General features: G+C 60.6%; 18 protein-coding genes. 3 read left to right on the top strand and 15 right to left on the bottom strand.

Features of this window, described 5'->3' with window-relative positions; translation table 11 throughout:
• Positions 1-82: 82 nt before the first annotated feature.
• Both A6M21_RS11085 and A6M21_RS11080 read right to left on the bottom strand, forming a co-directional pair.
• The gene (locus tag A6M21_RS11085; protein ID WP_066668779.1) at positions 83-1834 is read right to left on the bottom strand and encodes an Ig-like domain-containing protein; all 1752 of its coding nucleotides are present in this window, start codon (positions 1832-1834) and stop codon (positions 83-85) included.
• Between the two features lie 199 nt (positions 1835-2033).
• The gene (locus A6M21_RS11080; RefSeq protein WP_066668778.1) at positions 2034-2663 is read right to left on the bottom strand and encodes an HAD-IA family hydrolase; all 630 of its coding nucleotides are present in this window, start codon (positions 2661-2663) and stop codon (positions 2034-2036) included.
• A 148-nt stretch (positions 2664-2811) separates the two neighbouring features.
• Between A6M21_RS11080 and A6M21_RS11075 the strand changes: the two genes are divergently transcribed.
• Positions 2812-4002, top strand: coding sequence for a pyridoxal phosphate-dependent aminotransferase (locus A6M21_RS11075; RefSeq protein WP_066668897.1), 1191 nt, complete (start codon positions 2812-2814; stop codon positions 4000-4002).
• Positions 4003-4055: 53 nt separating this feature from the next.
• Here A6M21_RS11075 and A6M21_RS11070 read toward each other — a convergent pair whose 3' ends face one another.
• Complete coding sequence (locus A6M21_RS11070; RefSeq protein ID WP_066668777.1) at positions 4056-4370, bottom strand: hypothetical protein; 315 nt, start codon at positions 4368-4370, stop codon at positions 4056-4058.
• A 221-nt stretch (positions 4371-4591) separates the two neighbouring features.
• Here A6M21_RS11070 and A6M21_RS11065 point away from each other — a divergent pair, with 221 nt between their 5' ends.
• Positions 4592-5437 carry a hypothetical protein gene (locus A6M21_RS11065; protein WP_201721878.1) on the top strand — a complete coding sequence of 282 codons (846 nt, stop codon included), beginning with the start codon at positions 4592-4594 and terminating at the stop codon, positions 5435-5437.
• Here A6M21_RS11065 and A6M21_RS11060 read toward each other — a convergent pair.
• Entirely contained in the window at positions 5434-6186 is a 753-nt protein-coding gene (locus A6M21_RS11060; RefSeq protein WP_066668895.1) for a metallophosphoesterase, read from the bottom strand. The genes A6M21_RS11065 and A6M21_RS11060 overlap by 4 nt on opposite strands.
• A gap of 96 nt (positions 6187-6282) precedes the next feature.
• Here A6M21_RS11060 and A6M21_RS11055 point away from each other — a divergent pair, with 96 nt between their 5' ends.
• Complete coding sequence (locus A6M21_RS11055) at positions 6283-6477, top strand: hypothetical protein (protein ID WP_066668773.1); 195 nt, start codon at positions 6283-6285, stop codon at positions 6475-6477.
• Positions 6478-6801: 324 nt separating this feature from the next.
• Here the strand turns inward: A6M21_RS11055 and A6M21_RS11045 are convergent, their stop codons facing one another.
• The 11 genes from A6M21_RS11045 to hutI form a co-directional block, all read right to left on the bottom strand.
• Positions 6802-7179 (bottom strand): ATP-binding protein, encoded by a 378-nt coding sequence (locus A6M21_RS11045; protein WP_066668769.1) that lies wholly within the window; start codon positions 7177-7179, stop codon positions 6802-6804.
• A gap of 480 nt (positions 7180-7659) precedes the next feature.
• Positions 7660-8070, bottom strand: coding sequence for a histidine utilization transcription antiterminator HutP (gene hutP / locus A6M21_RS11040; RefSeq protein ID WP_066668767.1), 411 nt, complete (start codon positions 8068-8070; stop codon positions 7660-7662).
• A gap of 82 nt (positions 8071-8152) precedes the next feature.
• The gene (locus A6M21_RS11035; RefSeq protein ID WP_066668765.1) at positions 8153-9940 is read right to left on the bottom strand and encodes a sigma-54 interaction domain-containing protein; all 1788 of its coding nucleotides are present in this window, start codon (positions 9938-9940) and stop codon (positions 8153-8155) included.
• 193 nt (positions 9941-10133) lie between these two features.
• Positions 10134-10460, bottom strand: coding sequence for a DUF4387 domain-containing protein (locus tag A6M21_RS11030; protein WP_066668763.1), 327 nt, complete (start codon positions 10458-10460; stop codon positions 10134-10136).
• Between the two features lie 132 nt (positions 10461-10592).
• Positions 10593-11930, bottom strand: coding sequence for an acyclic terpene utilization AtuA family protein (locus A6M21_RS11025; protein WP_066668762.1), 1338 nt, complete (start codon positions 11928-11930; stop codon positions 10593-10595).
• A gap of 49 nt (positions 11931-11979) precedes the next feature.
• Positions 11980-13248 (bottom strand): methylaspartate ammonia-lyase, encoded by a 1269-nt coding sequence (locus tag A6M21_RS11020; RefSeq protein ID WP_066668894.1) that lies wholly within the window; start codon positions 13246-13248, stop codon positions 11980-11982.
• Positions 13249-13455: 207 nt separating this feature from the next.
• Positions 13456-14907 (bottom strand): methylaspartate mutase subunit E, encoded by a 1452-nt coding sequence (locus tag A6M21_RS11015; RefSeq protein ID WP_066668893.1) that lies wholly within the window; start codon positions 14905-14907, stop codon positions 13456-13458.
• Between the two features lie 261 nt (positions 14908-15168).
• Positions 15169-16551, bottom strand: a complete 1383-nt coding sequence (glmL, locus tag A6M21_RS11010) for a methylaspartate mutase accessory protein GlmL (RefSeq protein WP_066668761.1) — start codon at positions 16549-16551, stop codon at positions 15169-15171.
• Positions 16552-16744: 193 nt separating this feature from the next.
• Entirely contained in the window at positions 16745-17173 is a 429-nt protein-coding gene (gene glmS / locus A6M21_RS11005; protein WP_066668760.1) for a methylaspartate mutase subunit S, read from the bottom strand.
• Positions 17174-17474: 301 nt separating this feature from the next.
• Positions 17475-18095: a cyclodeaminase/cyclohydrolase family protein gene (locus tag A6M21_RS11000; protein WP_078060588.1), complete on the bottom strand. Its 621-nt coding sequence runs from the start codon at positions 18093-18095 to the stop codon at positions 17475-17477.
• A gap of 254 nt (positions 18096-18349) precedes the next feature.
• Positions 18350-19603: an imidazolonepropionase gene (gene hutI / locus A6M21_RS10995; protein WP_066668756.1), complete on the bottom strand. Its 1254-nt coding sequence runs from the start codon at positions 19601-19603 to the stop codon at positions 18350-18352.
• Positions 19604-19777 lie beyond the last annotated feature (174 nt).

Below are 19777 nucleotides of genomic sequence, written 5' to 3'. Positions count from 1 at the left end.
TATGTGCGGCGGGCAAAAAAACAGGGTCCGGCACAGGTTATGCGGACCCGTTTATATTTAAAGAGGAGGTATAGCTAATTGTCTACCGGGTGCCAAAAGTCCAGCCGCCGCCGGCAATACCGGCAAATTTATTGCCGGCCGCGTCCGCCAGCAGGTTGCCGTTTATGGTCACCTGGTAGTCCTTCTGGTCTGTCAGTCCATCTTTCAACCGGATCATCAGCGTGTCGCCCAGGATGCTCACCGGCGCAACGCCATCCAGAGGCACCAGCTGATTGTCAGTGGTGTTTTTGACCTGGATGCCGGCGGCCAGATCGGACAACTGCCCGACAGCGTGAACATCCCCGGAAAAGACCGCTGTCAGGGTCTTCAGGCCGGCAGGCACATTTTCATCCCCGTTGGCCGGACTCAGCGACTGCACCACCGGCGCGGTTTGCCCCCGGGTTGTGAACACCCAGTCGCCGCTTTTAAAACCGGCAAACTGGCGACCATCCGCATCCTTGATCAACCCGTCCGGCATGAGCACCTGGTATTTCTGACCGCCGTCCAGTGCGGCGTTCAGTTGCACGGTCAGTGTGCCGCCGCTGGTGGTGATCCCCTGTATGGGCACATCAATGCCGCTGTTCACATTTTCCACGGTAATTCCGGTAACAAGCGCATTTGCGTCCACCGGGTAGATGTTTTCATTAAACACCGCCTGCAAAGAAGCAATCCCCGTGTCCACACCGGTGGCCCCGTTGGCCGGAGAGAGGCTCTCCACCCGCAATGCGCTTCCGTTGTCCGGCGGCGGCTGGACGGATCCGCCGCCGGCCAGAATTACTATTACTTTGGCCTCGCTGTTCAACACCAGCACGGCATGCGACCCGGCCGCAACATCGGCGGGCGAGACGCTCTTGCCGTTGGCAAAAGCCACCACATCGTCAGCCAAAGCGTAGGTCTGCGTGCGGGTTTTCCCCCACCAGTCGCGCCAGGCGACGGACATGGGATGGATCCGGTACGGGGCGACGGTGAGTGTAATACTGTGGTCATCAACCTGTTTAACCGTACCCTGCACCAGCAGGTATTGCGGGTTGACCGGACACTGCACCATCAACCTGAGCATCAGGGAAGCCATCTCGGCCCGCCGGATGGGCTGGTCGGGCAGGAACAGGTCACCGGGATAACCGGACATGATCGAATTTTGATACATAGCTTGCACATAGGCGCGATAAGCGGCCGGGATGGCGGTATCGTCCCGGAAAGGCAGATTTACCGTTTTCCCCGTATTCAAGCCGGCCGCCCGGGCCATCCAGGCCGCCACCTGGTAACGCTCCGCCGGCGCCTGGCCGGAGAAGGAAGTCAGTTCGGCCGGGGTGACAATACCGTGCTCCACGGCCAGGGCCAGGTTGTTGCGCGCCCAGGCCGGGCAATTTTTCGCCACGGCCGGAGTCAAGGCCTTTTGGGCACGCTGGTTTTCCAGCCCCAGCATGCGTACCAGCATGGTAACCGCTTCGTCCTTGGTGACGGTGGCGTCGGGGCGGAAAGTATCGTCGCTGTAGCCCCGGATCAAACCGGGCCGGGACATGGCCGAGATGGCGTCCTGCCCCCAATGGCCCTTGACATCCTTAAACTTGCTCTCCGCCGCCGCCCGGACCGGGTGCACGGCTTTATTGAACTGCACCGGCATGATGCGGACGTTATTCTGTCCGTTTGCCTGTACGGCCGGCGGCATCGCCGGCCCGCGCTGATGCTGTTTTTCTTTACCATGACCGGGTGCGGCCAGGGCCGTACCGGCCAGCAGGGTCAGGCCCAGGCAGAGCAATCCCAGAACCATGACCATCCGGCGTAATCTGTACATGCGTTCTCCCCTTTCGTCAATTTTACCTGCAGGTGTTTATGACCGGTCTAACTACTTGTACGGCCGGCGGGAATGATTTGGGGGGAACCAGCCGGCGGGACCCGGGGCTTAAAAAAAACCCGCCTAACGGCGGGACTTTTGTCGTGCATGGCGGCCACCGGTTGCCCGGCTCACCGGCCGCCAAACCGGACGTGGCCTGCTACAAATATTTATCCAGATCGTCCCAGCGCTCCAGCACCCCATCCGGCCGGAACTCCCGCCACCCCGCCCGGCCGGCCATGCCCCAGGTGACGCCGAGCGTCCGGGTGCCGGCAGTGCGCCCGGCCTGAATGTCAAACTGACTGTCCCCCACGTAAACCGCCCGTTCCGGCGGGGCCGCCAGACGCCGCAGCGCTTCCAGCACGGGATCGGGCAGCGGTTTGTGCTTCTCCACATCATGGGCGGTGACCACCGTATCCATATAGGGGGCCAGGCCGGTGAAATTCACCGTACGCATAGCACCGGTGCGGCCTTTGGAGGTAACGATGCCCAGGCGCAGGCCCCTTTGCTTCAGACCGGCCAGCATGGGCAAAGTTTCCGGAAACAAAGCGGTATACTTGTCGTGCTCCCGGTGGTAGTGCATTTGATAGCGCTCGATGAATTCCTGCGCCCGCCGCCCGGCGAAGTATTCGGCAATATCCCGGATTGTCCGGCCGATCCAGCCCATTACAGCGTCTTCACCCCAGGGTATGCCCATCTCTTCAAAAACCAGCCGGTAGGTATGCTCAATCAGGGGCAGTGAATCGGCCAGCGTGCCGTCCAGATCGAATAAAACCACTTCAACAGTCATGGTCAATCACCCCATCTTTTTTGATTTAATTATAGCATGCGGAACAACCGTGCCGCGCCCGGATATGGATAATCTTCACCGGGGCAGGTTTTTTTGCACCGGCAACGAAATAAAAATAAAATTAGAATTTTTGAAAGGAGTCATTATCATGGCGATCAGTAAAAAAATTGCGGGCTTTTTGTCCAGCGCCTCCTGGATCCGCAAAATGTTTGAAGAGGGTGAACGGCTGCGGGCCATTTACGGTGCGGACAAGGTTTATGATTTCACCCTGGGCAACCCGGACGTGGAGCCGCCGGCCGCCTTCAAGGAGGAACTGAAAAAGCTGGCTTTAAATCCCGTCCCGGGCATGCACCGCTATATGAGCAACGCCGGTTACCTGGAAACCCGCCGGGCCGTGGCGGACGCACTGAGCGCCGGGCACGGCATCCCCTTCACCCCCGGGCATATCGTGATGACCGTGGGGGCCGGCGGCGGCTTGAATGTGGTGCTGAAAACACTGCTGGACCAGGGCGACGAGGTCATCGTGCTGGCGCCCTACTTCGTAGAATATAAATTTTATGCCGACAACCACGGCGGCCGGGTGGTGGAAGTGCGCACCGGGCCGGACTTCCAGCCGGACCTGGCCGCGCTGGAGGCGGCCATCACCGCGCGCACCAGGGCGGTGCTGATCAACTCCCCGAACAACCCAACCGGGGTGGTCTACAACGCCTCCTGCCTGGCGGAAATGGGCGCCCTGCTGGAAAGAAAAGGCAAAGAGCTGGGCACAACGATCTACCTCATTTCCGACGAACCCTACGCCAAGATTGTATATGACGGAGTGGAGGTACCCAGTGTCTTCCAGGCCTACCGGAACAGCATCCTGGTTACCTCCCACAGCAAGGATCTGGCCCTGCCCGGTGAGCGCATCGGCTATATCGCCGTGCATCCGCAAATGCCGGACGCCGGGCTGCTGGTGGAGGGACTGGTCTTTTGCAACCGCACCCTTGGTTTCGTCAACGCCCCGGCACTGATGCAGCGGCTGATCACCGGCCTGCAGCAGGAAAAGGTGGACATCGGCGCCTACCGGGAAAAGCGCGACCTGCTCTACAACACCCTAATCGAATTGGGCTTCGACGTGGTCAAACCGCAGGGCGCCTTTTACCTCTTTCCCCGCTCGCCACTGCCGGACGACGTGGAGTTCGTACGCACCGCCCAAAAATATAACGTGCTGGTGGTGCCGGGCAGCGGCTTCGGTTTGCCCGGCTATTTCCGGGTTTCCTACTGCATTGACAGGCAAATCATCCTCAACGCCCGGCCGGCGCTGGAAGCGCTGGCCAAAGAACTGGGCCTGAAAAAATAGTCCCGCAGAAAAGCCCTTCCGGCTCAATCCGGAAGGGCCGCACCCAAAAAAGATTACTCTTCAACCAGCATGAGCAACTTTTCATGCATGTGCAGGTTCAACTGGCGCGTCACTTTACGCAGCGTTTGGGGGTCCCCCAGTTCCAGACCGTCCTCCCAGCGTTCCAGCAGATACTGCACAAATTCCATGAACCCGCTGGCCAAAGTAATGGTGTACAATTCCCGGTAACGGTTGTTTGCCGGCTGACACTGGTCGCCCTTGTGGGTGAGTTTAAAATTTTTCAGGGTGTTGCCCTCCCTGGTCCAGGATACGATACCGTCAATGACCTGTACTTCGCGACCACAGGTATCACAAATAAATTTAGCCAAAACCGACCCCTCCCTTAAGTCTAGCCGCACCAGGAACTAGCTTGTGGCTTCTCTTTTTATGGCCTGGTTAATATTTAGATATGAAAAGCAAAACTCCTGCCGGCATGAAAAGCGAAGATTTGAAAAAGTTTTATGATCAAAATTTCCCCGGCAGGAAATAACGTCACCCTTTCCGAAATAAAATCATTGTTGTCAGCTTGAGAGAGGAGAAGAACAACACAGTGAAATACTGGTACGTAGAAGACGCCGGCGGCGGTTGCCGGGCCTTCTCGGAAGTAGTGGTGCTGGTCTGTGAACAACCGCGGGAAATTTATACGGCCCGGGTGCCCCTGACCTGGAAAACCAAAGAGAGCCTGGAAGAAGTGGTCTGCCGGCTGATCACCGGTCTGATGAAAAAAGCCGGTGCCAACAAGGAAGATTATTATCTGGTTTGCCCGGGAAACATCTTTTACGGCTTCCACCGCTGGCTTTCCGACAATGGCTACCGGTGGGAGCAAATAAAAATGGAGGGACTGGCCCACGACGCGGCCGAAAGCGAATTCCAGCGGCAAATAGTCCGCGCCGGCTTTCCGCCGCACATACACCTGGTGGAACGCAACTACCGGGATTTTTACCGGCTGGTGGAAGACTGGGTGATGCAACAGCCGGAACGCCACCGGTATTTGAAAGACCGGGAAGTACGGCAAAAACCGGTGGAAACCCGCTACGTGTTAAAAAGCAATTACGGGCGTCCGCATTACTGCAGCGCCTGCCGTGAAACGGTAAAGCCATTTACCCCGATGGTGGAATACAAAGCCACCCGGGACGGCAAGCGCGTACGCCATTATTTCCACCCGTCGTGCTCACCGGTCACTCCGTTTAAAAACAAACTGGTAACCATGGACGCATATATTGACGGCAAGCAGCTGACAGGAGTGGTCATTCCCTGCCGGACGGACACGGCCTGCGCCTGGTGCGGCGGCATAATCCCGGCCGGCGAAGCCGCCTTTTACGGTTACCTGGATGACAGACTTTTCACCGGGCACCTGCTATGCACCGGCGTCCAAAAGGCGGCCAAAGAAATCTAATCGTCAAAACAGCGCTTTTCCCCGCAGGCGGTGATCAGACGCGGCGTGAAGGACAGGTAGTCGGCGCTGGCCAGGTAAAAGTTGATGCCCCAGGCCCGGTCCGGCAGCCGGTAGCGGCAGGCCCGGGCGTGCAGGTGACCGTAAACCACGTGTTTGACGCCATATTCCTGGAAAATGCGGATAAAATCGCTGTAGTCGTGTTTTTCGTTGGTGGGCATGTAGTGCATGATGACCATGATATCCGCTGCCACCGACCGGACGCTCTGCAGGGAATTGGTCAGGCGGATCAGTTCCCGCTGGTAAATTTTTTCATCCTCCGGTTTGAAGTAGGCGCCATTGGGGCAGAGCCAGCCCCGGGTGCCGCAAATGACCAGGTTGCCCAGCCGCAGGTGATCATTTTGGATAAACCGCACATTGGCCGGCGCCGCGGCACGCACCCGGGAAATGCTCTGCCACCAGTAATCATGGTTTCCCTGCACGGCCACAATCCGGCCGGGCAGCAGCCCCAGGTATTGCAGATCGTAACGCGCTTCGTCCAGCCGCATGGCCCAGGAAATGTCCCCGGGCACCAGCACCACATCGTCTGATTTGATTATACGCGTCCAGTTTTCAAAAATGCGTCCGGCGTGGTTGACCCAGGACTGATCAACCTCATCCATCGGTTTATACTGCGGGCAAACCTGCAATTTGCCGGGAGCGGGCCGGCAGGCAAAAGACAGGTGCAGGTCGCTAATCGCATATATTTTCATCAAACACATCTCCCGCTTGAGGGGTTGTACAAACCGCCGCCCGGCACGGACCGGAACCCGGCGGAAACGATCACACAGCAAGGGGGTGGTCCACAAATGAACGAATATAAACTGGTGGTCGTTGTCGAGACAAAAGAGCACGTCTATATCAGAATGTTTGTCAACAACGTTCTGGCCAACCCCGAAGGACTGATCCGCCTGAAACCGGATGAACTGGACCAGCTTTTCCGCGATTTGTTCAAGGGCTCGCGTGGTAAATGCATCAAATGTTATTGTGTGCATTCATCATAAACCAGACGGTCCGTCCGGGCAATGGTATTTTCCCTTCGACGCGCCGGTAATTTGCTCCTGCCAAAAATTTTCGGCGGCCGCCCGCCGGTTCAACCTGCATGCAGCACGGCCATACACGGCAAAAAAGCCGGCTCCCCGGAGAGTCCGGCCTTTTTGACTTGTCATCGCACCCGCCGTTGCTACCCCCCGCTCCGGCGGAAAACCGGCTCTGTCCGCAACCGGGCTGTTTGCGCAGCGGCACGCGGTCAGCATCCATTTGTTGCCGGATCACCAGTACCGCCGCCGTTGGCTGCGGAGCGGGGCGGACAGCGCTTCATCACCTGCTTAACCGTGAATAAGCGCCGGCAGGCAGCGGGTACAGACCCACAGGCTTGCGCCGCGATTACGGCAGGGCAGCAGGGGCACCTGCTCCTCGCTGCGCCCGCAGTTGAAACAGGTCTGAACCATGTATGTCTTTTCCCGCCCCTGCTGGTGTTCATGCACCGCCGCCTCGGAAAACTCCGGCGCCTCCCGCTCCTCGATGGTCAATGCGCCCGCCGGACAAACGCCCAGACAGAAACCGGCCCCGTCGCAGAGTTCCTCCCGCAGCACTTTGGCCTTGCCATTGACCAGCTGAATCGCCCCCTCGGCGCAGGGGGTCACACAAAGTCCGCAGCCGGTGCACTTTTCCTCGTCTATGCGTACAATTTTACGTTTCGGCATGATCGTTGTCCCTCCTGTTTTAATATAATCCATTCCCCGCCTGTTCATGATTATATGCCGCCACAGCCGGCAATTCAGTGCGCTTGCAGACGGGGCTGGTGTGATCCGGATCACACCAGCCCCGTAAAAACAAAAAATTTGCCGGGCTTCCGGCAAAAGATGGTATAATTATCCTGGGAATACTGGAGCACGGGCCTCACCTGCCGGGGGATTTTCCTCGAAAGGGGGTGGGGCGGAAATGCTTTCAGCATCAGACGCAATCCAAATCGTAATTGCGGTTATACTTTTTCTCACCCTCGTCGTCCACATTACTGACCGGCACAAGTAACCGGTATTCCTTGAAACCGTACCCGCGGTTCCAGGGATTCCAGTGAAAGCCCCGACATGGTGAGGCGCACCAGCCGTCTCTCCAGTATTCCCACTTTTTAAGCATATAATATACCGGGCAAACCCGGCTGTCAATGATCAGACCGGAAGTTTTTACAAGTGGTTTATTCCCAGGCCGATCACCTCATGTTCAAAGCCCTTGCGCGGTGCGCCGATGTGTCCGTACAGAGCCACGGCCAGCCACCGCCCCTCCGCCGTCTGGTCCTCGGCCTTGGGGCCGGCCACCACGGCAAATTTCAACCCGGCCGTGCGCAGGATGGAGCCCAGTTCGAGCTGTCCCCGGCATACGCCGTGCAGCGCCTCCAGCACGGCATGATAGAGGGCGTGTTCGCCGCGGTAATGATCATCGGCAATCAGCCCCTCCCTTTTGGCGGCCGTTTCCACCGCGGCGACCACTTTTTCGATCCCCATCGAGCCCACCTGCCCGGTAATTATCCGGAAGGGACCGGCCGCCACCGGCTCGTCCAGAACAGAGAGCACGGCCACCTTTCCAATGCTGCGCATAACAACCACCTGCTTTAGTCAACGGGATTGAAAGACTGGCAACGCAGGCTGCATCGCCGCCGGTGCATAACAACCATCTGCTTCAATCAGTGGGATTCAATCCGTATCTGGATATTTTGCGGTAAATGGTGGCCCGGCTGATGCCCAGCGCATGGGCCGCCTGCACTTTTCCTTCCTCCGTCCAGCCGAAGTGATCCAGGGCGGCAACAATCGCCTCCCGCTCCATTTGTTCAATTGTTTTCCAGTGTCCGTTCTTTTCCGGCGCCGCGACTGCCTTCTGTTCCCGGATGTGGGCCGGCAGGCTGGCTTCGTCGATGTACTCCCCCTCCGCCAGGTTCACCGCGTATTCCACCGCGTTAATCAGTTCGCGGACATTGCCCGGCCACGGGTAGTGCATACAGCAGTGCATGGCCTGCGTGGTGAAGCCCTGCAGGTTCTTCTTCAAAAGGCGGTTGAAGTGCTTCTGGTAGTATTCCAGCAGCGGGGGAATGTCCTCCGGGCGTTCCCGCAGCGGTGGAATAAAGAGGGGGATGACGCTAATCCGGTAGTAAAGGTCATCCCGGAACTGCCCGCGGGCGATCATTTCCTCCAGATTGCTGTTGGTGGCGGCGATGATCCGGATGTCCACCGGAATCACCCGGCTGCCGCCCACACGCTCCACCTGCCGCTCCTGCAGTACGCGCAGCAGTTTGGCCTGTACGTAGAGGGACATGTTGCCGATTTCGTCCAGAAAAATGGTACCCTGGTTGGCCAGTTCAAACTTCCCCGGCTTGCCGCCCTTGCGGGCGCCGGTGAACGCGCCTTCTTCGTAACCGAACAACTCGCTTTCCAGCAGGGTTTCCGGCAGTGCGCCGCAGTTGATGGCGACAAAAGGTTTTTTACGCCGCCAGCTGGCGCTGTGAATGGCGCGGGCGAATATTTCCTTGCCGGTGCCGCTTTCACCCAGCAGGAGCACGGTGGAATGACTGGCGGCAATCCTGGCCGCCTTGTCTTTCAACTCCTGCATGGCCGGACTGTAACCGATAATGTCGTTAAATGAAAAGTCCTTCTGGGCGCTGACAATCTGATAAGCCAGGCTCTGGGTTTCTTTGAAGTCCCGTACCGAAGCCACCACGCCCGCCGCCCTTCCCTCACCGTCGATAATCGGCCGGGCCGTAACCAGCAGGTGCAGACGCCGCCCGGCCGTGTGCACAAAACATTCGCGGTCGGTAAAACCGCCGTTTTGGAGCAGTGACGTTTTAGTCAACGGCAGGCCGCCAACCAGTTGGTTTAATGGCTGGTTGATGATCTCCCGCCTGGACAGGCCGAAAAGACGCTCGGCCGCCAGATTGAAATGGATCACCAGTCCCTCCCGGTCAATGGCCAGAATGCCTTCATCGACGGCATCCATGACGGCGTGCAGTTGACTGGCCATCAGCAGGCGTTCGGTCAAGGCCTCTTTTTCCAGCACTTTCGCGCCGATCAAGTCCGCCATGCGGCCGATAAATTCGATCAGGGAGTTGCTGCGGGCGCAAAGAATTTCCTTCTGCTCCGCACTGAAGGCAATCAAACTGATACTGCCGGCCACTTCACCGGCCACCGTGACCGGATAGACAATGGAGGCCTGGTAAAAGCAGGCCCCGGTGAGCGGGCATTGACTGCAGACGGGATGGTTACCGGCCTCCCGGATGAATAATGGTTTACCGCTTTGCTGCACGTGCTTGTTGACAAAGCCTCTTTGCAGTTTCGCCCCCACATGTTCTTTCACCTTGCCGGTGCCGGCCACCCGGGTCATATCCAGGTCGATGATTTCCACTTCCGCGCCCAGCGCGGCGGCAATCGCGCCGGCCACCCGCTGGCAGTCGTCTTTGACCAGGGCCAGTCTGGACATGCTGTCACAACCTCACCATAATTAAAAGCTTAATTCGCTCTCCGCAGACGGGCAATAGTCCTGCGGCGCCGGACAAAGCCCGGTGGCGCCGGATATCAAAAAAGCAACCAGCCACTCTACAGGTTGAGTGTTCAACTCCGCCGCATCGTCCCGCTCTTTATTTCAGCATGCACAGGCAAGACCGGCGGGCCGTTCAATCATCCCAGGGCAGTTCCAGTTCCAGCAAAGGGGCGTGCTGCTGGGCGCCGTAAACGTCGGTTTCACCCACATCGCCGCAGGGCCGGGAACGCACAATGGTCGCTTTGACGGCGTTGGCCGGATCGAATGCCACCAGGGCCAGCACCTGCTCCTCCGGGATGTGGTATAAGCCGGCGATGAGCTTTTTATTGATCAGCCGCTTTGCTTTAACCCGGCGGTAAGTTTCCGCATCGTTAAAAATGATATCCAGGGTCAATTCATAGGGACCGGCGTTTTTGCTGCGGATCACCCGGGCCAGCCGGGTGATGTTCACCATGCCCATTTTTCCATCCCCCTCCGGTGCGCTATGCCCAGCGAAAATAGCTGGTGGTCGCACCCCGTCGCTCCAATGCTCCGGTCCGATGAAACATCGACATGGCTCCGGAGCGAACCAGGCAGCGCTGCATATTGTATATTAAAACAGCTCCAGCGGATCGTCCACCGTTAACAGGTGGTGCACCACAAACTGGTACACCGGCCCGGCCTGGAAGTCGGACGGCGAATAGGGAAAGGCCAGGTTGCCGGCCGTGGACAGGCGGCCCGGATAGCCGTAATGCAGCAGGGTGGAACGGGTGAAGCCACAGATGGTACCGGCCGTCTCCTGAGTAGACGCCACGGCTTCGATGACCAGGCACAGTTCGTGGCAGGACTGTTCTTTTAACGGTTCCAACTCTCCCATTATACCATTGCGTCCATAAATGTGAAAGAGCAGGCGGTACTGTCCGGCCAGCGCGTGAAAGTTGTCCGCCACCCGCTCCCGCACACCGGCCAGGATTTGATCCAGCTGCCGGATGAACACCGGGTCCCGGGCGCCGGCGATGGACACGGTGCGGAAGCCCACTGGCCCGGCCCCCTCCAGTTTGACGGTATACTGCTGCGAGGGCACGAAACGGCTGCCGGCCACATAAACCTGCCGTTCGTTGTGCTGACGGAAGGTCACTGCGTGCAGGTCCAAAGCACCGCCCGGGCCGGGCAAAAAATAAGGATCGCTTTTTTCGTACAGGGTGTGGGCGGCCACGGAAGTGACGGTACAACGCCGCTGCGGATTTAACGGAGCGACCAGGAAATGATCCCGCCGCAGCCAGCCGAACATGCAGTCGCTGCCGCTGCCCGGCTCGGCGGCAATGGCGGCGCATTCCAGGATTTTGCCCAGGTGCAGGGCCAACCCCCGGTCATAGCCCAGATGGACGGGCAGGGCGGCAAAAACAGCCGGATCGTAGGCCCGCCCGGCCACCACCACTTCCACCCCGGCGTCCAGAGCGGCCACCAGCGGCTCCACCCCCATCTGGGCGACAATGTATGTGCTTTTGTCCACGTCCGCTTCCTGTAAGGGAGCCGGCGGTCCAAGCGGCGGCATGACCGTGCCGGAGCGGATTTTCCGCCGGAGAAAATCCTTGTCCACATCCGCCGGCACCACCGCCATGCGGAAACGCAGCTTCTCTGCGGCGGCAATCTCCTTGATGATGTCCAGGCACCAGTCCAGGTGCGGTTTGGCGCCGCTGCCGCCGGCCGTGCCGATGAGCACGGGGATATGCCGGCTGCAGCCGGCTTCCAGAATGAGGGCCAGATCCCTTTTTACGGCGGCGCGTTCGGTAAAGGATACGCCCGCCCCCAGGTAATAGGGGCCGGGGTCGGTGGACCCGGCGTCCACGGCGATCACGTGCGGATCCAGCGCCAGGCCGGCCCGGAAGGATTCTTCCGGGAAACCGTAACCGAGGATGGCGGTGGGGGACAAAATGCGCAGTTCTTCCATAAAGCTGTTCCTCCAGCCCGACGGGGCGGCACCCCGTCAGTTTCAGCTTTCACCGGCCGATTGAACATCCGGCGGTATTATCCAGCGCTCCGTACAAAGCCATGGTGCGCATCATTTCGTTATAGACAATCATATATCCTTCATCCAGGCCCATGCCGGGCTTGGCCAGCATCTGACCGGGCCGGGTGGCCAGCGCGATATGCACGCAGACCTGCGCCGAACGGTCGGTTTCGTTGCAGGTGCCCCCCAGGTAGGCGCCCACGCCGTGGGTGCGGGCGTAAAGAATGGAGCGGACGATGTTGTTGATTCCCCCCAGATCGGGCGTTTTCACCTGGATCATGTCGGCCGCCTGCGCGTCCACGAATTCCTTGATGTCTTCCCAGGTGTTGCACCACTCGTCAGCCACCACAGCCACCTGAATGCCGCTGCGCGCCAGAGTACGCCGCAGTTCCCCGAGCAATGCAATCTGCTCCGCCCGGCCGCCAGCGTCCACCGGTCCCTCAATGCGCAGCTTGTAAGGGCGGGCGGCTTCCTCCAGGCGGGCGAAGTAGGCGCTGATCCGTGCCGGATCGTTGGCGAAGGCCTGGCCGACCGTGCCGTAAACGTCGATGTGCAGCACCGGGCGGTAGTCACCGCCGCCCAGTTTTTCAATGCGCCCCTTCAACCAGCGTATATAATCGAGCAACAGTTCGCCCCGCTCCCCCAGCTTGGCACGCACATGATTGATCAGGCCGTGCGGCAGCACGTCGGCACGCTTGAGAATGGCCTTATCGGCGTTCAAGTAGCGGTCGTCCCCGGTCTGCACAAAAATGGGCACCGGTTCTACGGCCAGTTCGGTGCCGTATTCTGCGGCCAGCACACCGGCCATAGTCAGCCTGCCGGTTCTGGCCACTGCGTCCAGCAGCGCCTGGGTGACGCCGTAACGTACGGCGGTGTGCAGATGGGCATGGCCCGGCCAGGGCAGGTGATCCATTTCACCGGCCATCTCCCGGAAGGTAGTGATTTCCCGCCCCTTCAGCCGGGGCGCCACCAGTTCCGTGAGCAGCGGGATGAAGTCGGCCGCCAGAAACAACGGGTCCCGCCCCCCGGCGCCGGAATACTGCACGGCGGCGCAATCCCCATAGGCCACCTGGCCGTCCTCTAAAAGCAGCATCACCGACACCGCTTCCCCCCGCTGCCGGATGGCGCTGAACCCGGGCGTCAGCGGCTCACCCACGTAGGCAAAGCCGTCCTGCACGGCACCGGCTTTGATTGCCAGCTGGTCGTCAAAGTAAAAACCGGTCAGGCCGGGGGTGACCAGCACGTCCACAATACGCAATAAATTCCCCCCCTTCCGAAAAAACAGCCGGCGCCACAAATCAAACAACCGACCGGCATTTAAATGGCAGAAACATACCCGGTTGATCCGGTGCTCCGCTCCGGACGAAACATAAGACAGTTCCGGAGGAAACCTGGCGGCGGCTGTTTTTGCGCATAATTTTTCACGGCGAAACCCGCCCAAAGAATGCAGTTATATTTCCGTTTTTTATCTCGGCCGGCCCACCAGCATGCCCTTGCCGATGGCGTAGATATCGTCGATGACCATCTGGAAGCCTGGTTCCCGGTTTTCCACCCGGCCCCTTTCGGCCAGCCGTTCCCGGTGAAAATCGAGCAGCGCCCGGTCGAAGGGCAGGTTGGCCGGCTCCAAAAGGCGCACCGCCCCCCGGTTGTCCCGCGCCGGCAGCAACCGGCCGGCGTTGAAGCGGCTGGGGGCGAAGGGCACGTCAATCACGCCGGCTTTGAAGGCGCGCACCGTCCCCAAAGCAACATCCCCGTCCCCCAGGTCCAGCGTTTTGTCCACAATGGCCGTGGTTTCGGCCCGGATGACCGCAATTTCTTCCGTCAGTTCCGGCGTGGGCGGCATGAACTGATCCCGCAGCATATTGAGCACCTGTTTAGTCGCCTTGATCCCGGCGGCGTTCGCTTCTTTGCCCGGCACACCGACGGCCTCGTGGGGCGTCTTGACAATCACTTTGTCCGCGCCGGCCAGGGCTGCGGTGGCCGCCCCCCAGGCAATCACCCCGAAGGCCTTGCTTTCATCGGCGGGAAAACCGCCCATCCACTGGTGCAGGACGGTGGTTACGGTCACGCCCCGGTAGCCGCACCGTTCCAGGTAATCTTCGGCCAGCCGGGGCAGGGTGAGCATGGCCGCCACATCCTGGATCAGATTGCCGCACTGGCCGTAGCCCAGGGTGACGTTCTTCACCCCCTGCTCCGCCGCCAGCAGCGCCTCGATTACTCCCACGGCGTGGGAAATACCGGGCGGGACAAGTGTGCCGGTGAGCGGACCGAAAAACTCCCGGTTGATGGTCACCCCGTGCTCTAGATACCAGCCGGCCAACCTGTCCACATACTGCCAGTCGGCAATGGATTTCTCCAGAGGGACATCCTTAGCATAGGGGATATTGTAGGAAATGCCGCCGCCCTCAAAACTGGTGAAGCCGCCGGCCAGAGTGATCTCCGCCAGCAGGCGGGCATCGGGGGTGCCGTGGCGCACCTGTACGGGCACGTCCACCGCTTCCACCACCCGCCGGCAGGCGGCCACGCCATAATTGACCGCCGGGAAGCCGTTGAGCATGGAACGCCCGGCGGCGCGGCTTTCTTCTATGCCGGCCTGCGCCTCGGCGTAACGGTTCTGCCGGGTGTAGCTGTCGATGGTGGCGGGCAGGCAGTCCGCTTCCCCTTCTGCAGCCAGGTAGCGCAGCAGCTCGATTTGATCCAGCAGCAGGGCCACGCCGGCCCGCGGCTGGGCCAGGGTGCGCCCGGAAGTACGTGCCTGGTCCAACAGGGCGGCCATGGATCTGCCGGCGCCGGCCCGCCGGTGGTAGGCCACCGCCTCGTCCAGGTCCACCTCCCGGCCGGTGGGCCAGGCGGCCAGCACTTCCCGGCGCCGGGAGAAAAATTCGTCCGCCGGCCATTTTTGATTCTTCAGTTCCACACCCGATCTCTCCTGTGCCGTAATAAAGGCAGTCCTGTTTGCCGGCATGCGCATGATCACGCCCGGCCGGAGGCTCTAAATTTAACACATTCAGGACTGCCGGCCAACCACCTTGAACGAACCCGGAACCACAATGGAGTCCTTTTAAAGCAAGTAGCAATTCACGCGTCCGGCACGCCGGCTGTGGAGAATAAAAATTTTTCCCAAAGGGCGGTTGCCGGATGGCACAGCAAACCCGCTTTGGAAGACGGACCGGCTTTTTTACAGGTGAAGCAGGTTTTTCTTCGCTGCGCGCAGGGCGGCGTCCGGCGCCACTTCAGCCAGCAGGCCCGCCGCGGCCAGGATGTATCCCCGGTCCACGGCCAGAGCCGGCGCACGGGGCAGCAGCCGGTGCGGCTCCGCTTCCCGGTACAGGGCGGCGGAAAGCAGCGGACCGGGATCCGGATGAGCGGTGATCACGCCGCCCGTACCGATCAGCAGCGGCATGGCGGTTAAATCCTTGCCGTGTTGAACCGGGGTGGCTCCTACCGGCGTCCAGAAGGTTTCCAAATACCCGGCGTGCCGTTCCACCGCCAGCCGCACCGCCAGGACGGCCAGAGCGGTCTCCAGCCGCCATTGTGTTTCGCCGGCCGGCAGCAGGAAAGGCTCCCGGTGCACCAGTTCCACATAATGGCGCACCGCCGCCGCTTCCATACCGGCGGCCTCCGCCGCCAACCGCGGCCCGGCGGCTTCATAAAGCGCCGGCGCGCTCACCCGCATGCCCAGGTCTCCCTCCACCGTGCGTTTGGCGTAAGGCTCGGGCAGGCCTTTCAAGCTCACCCCGGCCCGGGTGGGCTGGCCGCTGCAGATCGAGTAGACATCCGTGGTGGCGCCGCCTACATCCACCACGAGCAAATCGCCCAGGCCGCTTTCCTCCGCCGTACCCCGGGCCAAAAGCTCGGCGGCGCTCAATACGGCGGCCGGGGTAGGCATGAGCACCCCTTCCAGGTACTGCTGCGTGCGGTCAAGCCCCCGGGCGTGAATTATTTTCTCCAAAAACACCTGCCGGATCAACTGCCGCGCCGGATCGACATTCAGCCGGTCCAGTTCGGGCAAGACATTTTCCGCCAGGCGCACATCCTTCCCCGCCCCGGCCAGCAGGGAAGCCGCCTCGTCGGCCGCCGCCTTGTTGCCGGCCAGGATCACTGCGGCCGGACAGCGGGAGTCGGCCAGCCGGCCGGCGTTATGCAGTAAAACCCGGCGGTTGCCGCCGTCCGTGCCGCCGGCCAGCAGAATGATGTCCGGCTTTAGCGCCTCGATTTCCGTCACTTCCCGCCCAGCCAGTTCATGGGCGTAAACCTTGAGCACACGCGCCCCGGCGCCCAGTGCCGCCCAGCGCGCCGCTTTGGCGGTCAGGCCGGGCACCAGGCCGATGGCCACCATCTTCAAGCCGCCGGCGGCGCTGCTGCAAGCCAGGCGGTGACACCAGTCCGGCCGCCCGCCCAACTGTTTTTCCAGTTCCGATACGGCCCGGGCCAGCCCCCGGGTAATCTCCTGCACTGTGGTGGGTGCCCGGGCGGCGGCCGTCACCTCCGCCTTTTCCAGATCCAGGGCCACCGCCTTGGTATAGGTGCTGCCAATGTCCATCAACAAGGCCAGGGCCATATGTTCACCCCCGCGTTTAGATAAGCCATCCCGTCTTTAACCGGGCGGGGCTATCCCCCTTTAAATTCAGGCTCACCGGGCACTTGCCCGCAGGCGTTCCTTCTGTATGATATAATAACGTTTGTTCCCTGTTCCCGCTTGAATGCTGTCCATAAGCAGCTGTCCCATTGCCGGGTGAAACTCGGGCTGCCCGTCAGTCTACTTCATTCACCAAGCCGAGATCCCGCATCAAGTCGGCGATCGCCCGGCCGGGCATGGTGCCGGGCGGGTAAACCCGGTCGAAGCCCATGTCTTTAAAACGTTTCTCCACCCCGGCCCAATCCTGTTTGCCCACCACCAGATTGCCGCCCACGTACATGAGAATGCGCTCCAGGCCGGCCTCGGCGGCCTGGTCCCGCAGGCCCCGGCAGTCCAGCTCGCCGTGGCCATAAAGGGAAGAAACCCAGATGGCCGCCGCATCCGTCTCCAGAGCGGCGTTGATAAATTCCTCCCGGGTGGCCAGCACGCCAATGTTGGCCACTTTAAAGCCGGCCTGCGCCAGGGCATAGGCCAGGATACGGTTGCCCACCGCATGCACGTCCGCACCGATCACACCCAGCACCACAGTCTTTTCTTCCGTCATCGCCCGTCCCCGTCCGTCCCCGCTAAAGATTGGCCCCCGGAAAAACTCCGGCTGTTTGCCCCGGGATCCATGCATTACCCGACGGGGGAAGACCCGGCCGGGCTACCACCATACCTTTCAACCATCCCGCCGGAGCAGGAAAAAGTACCTTCCCCCAACGATTTGACCGGGCTCCCACTATACTTTTTAACCGTCCCCGGTCAATGTGTAAGCAATCCATACGTAAAACCGGACCCCAAAATGAATGGCCCCCGGTCAAAGATGAAGCACATGTCCGGATATCTTGTTATGCCCGGCCGGCTTACAACCCCTTTTGGGTAAGCATTTCCCTGGCCTGCCGGTAATATTTTTCCGCCTGTGTTTCAATATTATTTATTTCCTGCACCAGGGAGCCCTTTTTTTCCGAGGGGACCAGCCCGCCCAGGTTGATGCGCACATTGTAACAAGCCCCCCGGCAGGCGGCATGCAGACACTCCAGCGCCACCGCCGCATCGCTCAAAGCGTTCTGATTGCCTTCTTCCATCAGCCAACTCACCTTTGCCAGCAGCCCGGCGCAGACTGCGGCCGTACGCAGGGGCACCCCGGCGGCCAAAAAGTTGGCTTCGGTCAGGGCTTCCCGCCGTTTGCTTTTTTCTCCGGGTGTCTCTTTGGGCAGCCTGAGCGCATCCATCACCCGGTTGAAAGCGGCGGTATCCTCATCGACCAATTTTTCCAGTTCACTTCGCTTTTTTTCGGCCAGGGCCAGCAATTGGTCCATGGGAGTATCACCCGGCCCACCACCGCACCGGGAGAGGCGGCAGACCATGGCCAACAGCGCCGCCCCGCAGGCGCCGGCGTAGGCGGCAACACTGCCCCCGCCCGGAGCCGGACTGTCCGAAGCCACGGCGGCGGTAAAATCACGCGCGGTTAAATCAATCAACATTATCCATTCTCCCTTCCCCGGTAATTATCCATCCATTGAGATCCCGACGCTTGTCCGGAGCATCTCCAACAAAGCATTATCAAGCAAAGACGATCAATTTTCGCCATGCCGGATATGCCTGCCGCTTTAGCGCAACTGGAGGGAGTTCCCTAAACAGGCGGCCGCCCCCCAACGGCCATGATTTTAAGAAACAACCAGCAAATGAAAAGGCCTGCGGCCACACCCAGCCACTTCAGTGTTCTGGTCCGGGTCTCTTAAACCACCTGCTTCCCCTCTTTGATCACACTGCGCACCAGGTTGACGCCGAAATGGTAGCCCAGGTAATCCAGGTTGGGCGCGTCCCAGATCACCAGGTCGGCGCTTTTACCCGCTTCCAGGCTGCCCAGTTGATCCGCCAGGCCGAGCGCGGCGGCGGCATTGACGGTCATGGCGTTGAGCACTTCGGCCGGGCGCAGGCGCAGGTAGAGGCAGGCCGGGTTGAAGACGGCCTGCAGGGACTCGGTGGGGCAGGAACCCGGGTTGGCGTCGGAGGCCACGGCCACCGGCACGCCGGCGTCGATGAAATCACGCGCCGGGGCATATTTCCCCGCCGCCAGGTAATAAGCCGTACCCGGCAGCAGCACCGCCACCGTGCCGGAGGCCGCCAGTGCCCGGATGCCTCCCGGGGAGGCGTGCAGCAGGTGATCGGCGCTCACCGCCCCCAGTTCGGCCGCCAGTTCCGCCCCCCCGCCGCCGGCCAGTTCGTCGGCGTGGATTTTTGGTTTCAAGCCGTGAGCCAGGCCCGTTTTTAAAACACGCCGGGACTGCTCCCCGGTGAAGACCCCTTCCTCACAGAAAACGTCATTGAAGCGGGCCAGGTTCTCCCCGGCCACCCGGGGGATCATTTCCAGGCAGACCAGGTCCACATAGCGGTCCGGTTCGTCTTTGTATTCCTCCGGCACGGCGTGGGCGCCCAGGAATGTGGGCACCAGTGACACTGGCCGGGCATCCCCCAACCGTCTGATCAGCCGCAGCGCCCGCAGTTCTTCGTCAACACTCAATCCATAGCCGCTCTTCACCTCGGCCGTGGTGGTGCCGTGCGCCAGGGCGCGGTCCAGACGCTTCCCGGTTTCGGATAAAATGACTTCATCGCCGGCGCGGCGGGTTTCCCGCACCGTGCTCAAGATCCCTCCGCCGGCGGCCAGAATCTCCAGGTAGCTCCTGCCTGCCAACTTCCAGGCCAGTTCTTTTTCCCGCGAACCGGCGTAAAGCAGGTGGGTGTGGCAGTCCACCAGCCCCGGAGTAACCAGTCCACCCCGGGCGTCAATGAATTTTGTGCGCCCATCCGTGTTGACAGCCCGCCTGACTTCCCCTTCCGACCCGGCGGCCAGAATTTTCCCGCCGGCCGCCGCCACCGCCCCGCCGGTCACCATGCCGGCGTCCATCATCTGCCGGCCTCTTTTCACGCCGCCGGCACAGGTGGCCAGCCGGCCGATATTGTGTACGATCAGTTCCGCACAAGGTTGCAATAAAAACACCCCCGTTATTATCCGGTCTCAAACACATGCCAGACCAGTGTCACCAAAAACGGCACAAGCCGGGGTGGCCAGCGTTGTTTCCGGCATCAACACATGCAAGAGCCGGTGTCTGAAACCGGCGGAATAAAGACCGCCGGTGCCGTTTGATCATCCTTGATACGGACC

Source organism: Desulfotomaculum copahuensis (assembly GCF_001655685.1).
In the GTDB taxonomy this organism is placed as follows: domain Bacteria; phylum Bacillota; class Desulfotomaculia; order Desulfotomaculales; family Desulfovirgulaceae; genus Desulfotomaculum_G; species Desulfotomaculum_G copahuensis.
The sequence above is the reverse complement of the archived record's forward strand: the minus strand, read 5'-3'. Positions and strand labels throughout refer to the sequence as shown.

What these genes read in the sequence shown, in the direction of transcription:
- A6M21_RS11025 (WP_066668762.1), bottom strand. Translation starts at nt 11,930, where the DNA reads ATGGAAGAACTGCGCATTTTGTCCCCCACCGCCATCCTCGGTTACGGT.
- A6M21_RS11055 (WP_066668773.1), top strand. Translation starts at nt 6,283, where the DNA reads ATGAACGAATATAAACTGGTGGTCGTTGTCGAGACAAAAGAGCACGTC.
- A6M21_RS11030 (WP_066668763.1), bottom strand. Translation starts at nt 10,460, where the DNA reads ATGGGCATGGTGAACATCACCCGGCTGGCCCGGGTGATCCGCAGCAAA.
- hutP (WP_066668767.1), bottom strand. Translation starts at nt 8,070, where the DNA reads ATGCGCAGCATTGGAAAGGTGGCCGTGCTCTCTGTTCTGGACGAGCCG.
- A6M21_RS11000 (WP_078060588.1), bottom strand. Translation starts at nt 18,095, where the DNA reads ATGTTGATTGATTTAACCGCGCGTGATTTTACCGCCGCCGTGGCTTCG.
- glmL (WP_066668761.1), bottom strand. Translation starts at nt 16,551, where the DNA reads ATGGCCCTGGCCTTGTTGATGGACATTGGCAGCACCTATACCAAGGCG.
- A6M21_RS11080 (WP_066668778.1), bottom strand. Translation starts at nt 2,663, where the DNA reads ATGACTGTTGAAGTGGTTTTATTCGATCTGGACGGCACGCTGGCCGAT.
- A6M21_RS11045 (WP_066668769.1), bottom strand. Translation starts at nt 7,179, where the DNA reads ATGCCGAAACGTAAAATTGTACGCATAGACGAGGAAAAGTGCACCGGC.
- A6M21_RS11060 (WP_066668895.1), bottom strand. Translation starts at nt 6,186, where the DNA reads ATGAAAATATATGCGATTAGCGACCTGCACCTGTCTTTTGCCTGCCGG.
- A6M21_RS11075 (WP_066668897.1), top strand. Translation starts at nt 2,812, where the DNA reads ATGGCGATCAGTAAAAAAATTGCGGGCTTTTTGTCCAGCGCCTCCTGG.
- A6M21_RS11035 (WP_066668765.1), bottom strand. Translation starts at nt 9,940, where the DNA reads ATGTCCAGACTGGCCCTGGTCAAAGACGACTGCCAGCGGGTGGCCGGC.
- A6M21_RS11085 (WP_066668779.1), bottom strand. Translation starts at nt 1,834, where the DNA reads ATGTACAGATTACGCCGGATGGTCATGGTTCTGGGATTGCTCTGCCTG.
- glmS (WP_066668760.1), bottom strand. Translation starts at nt 17,173, where the DNA reads ATGACGGAAGAAAAGACTGTGGTGCTGGGTGTGATCGGTGCGGACGTG.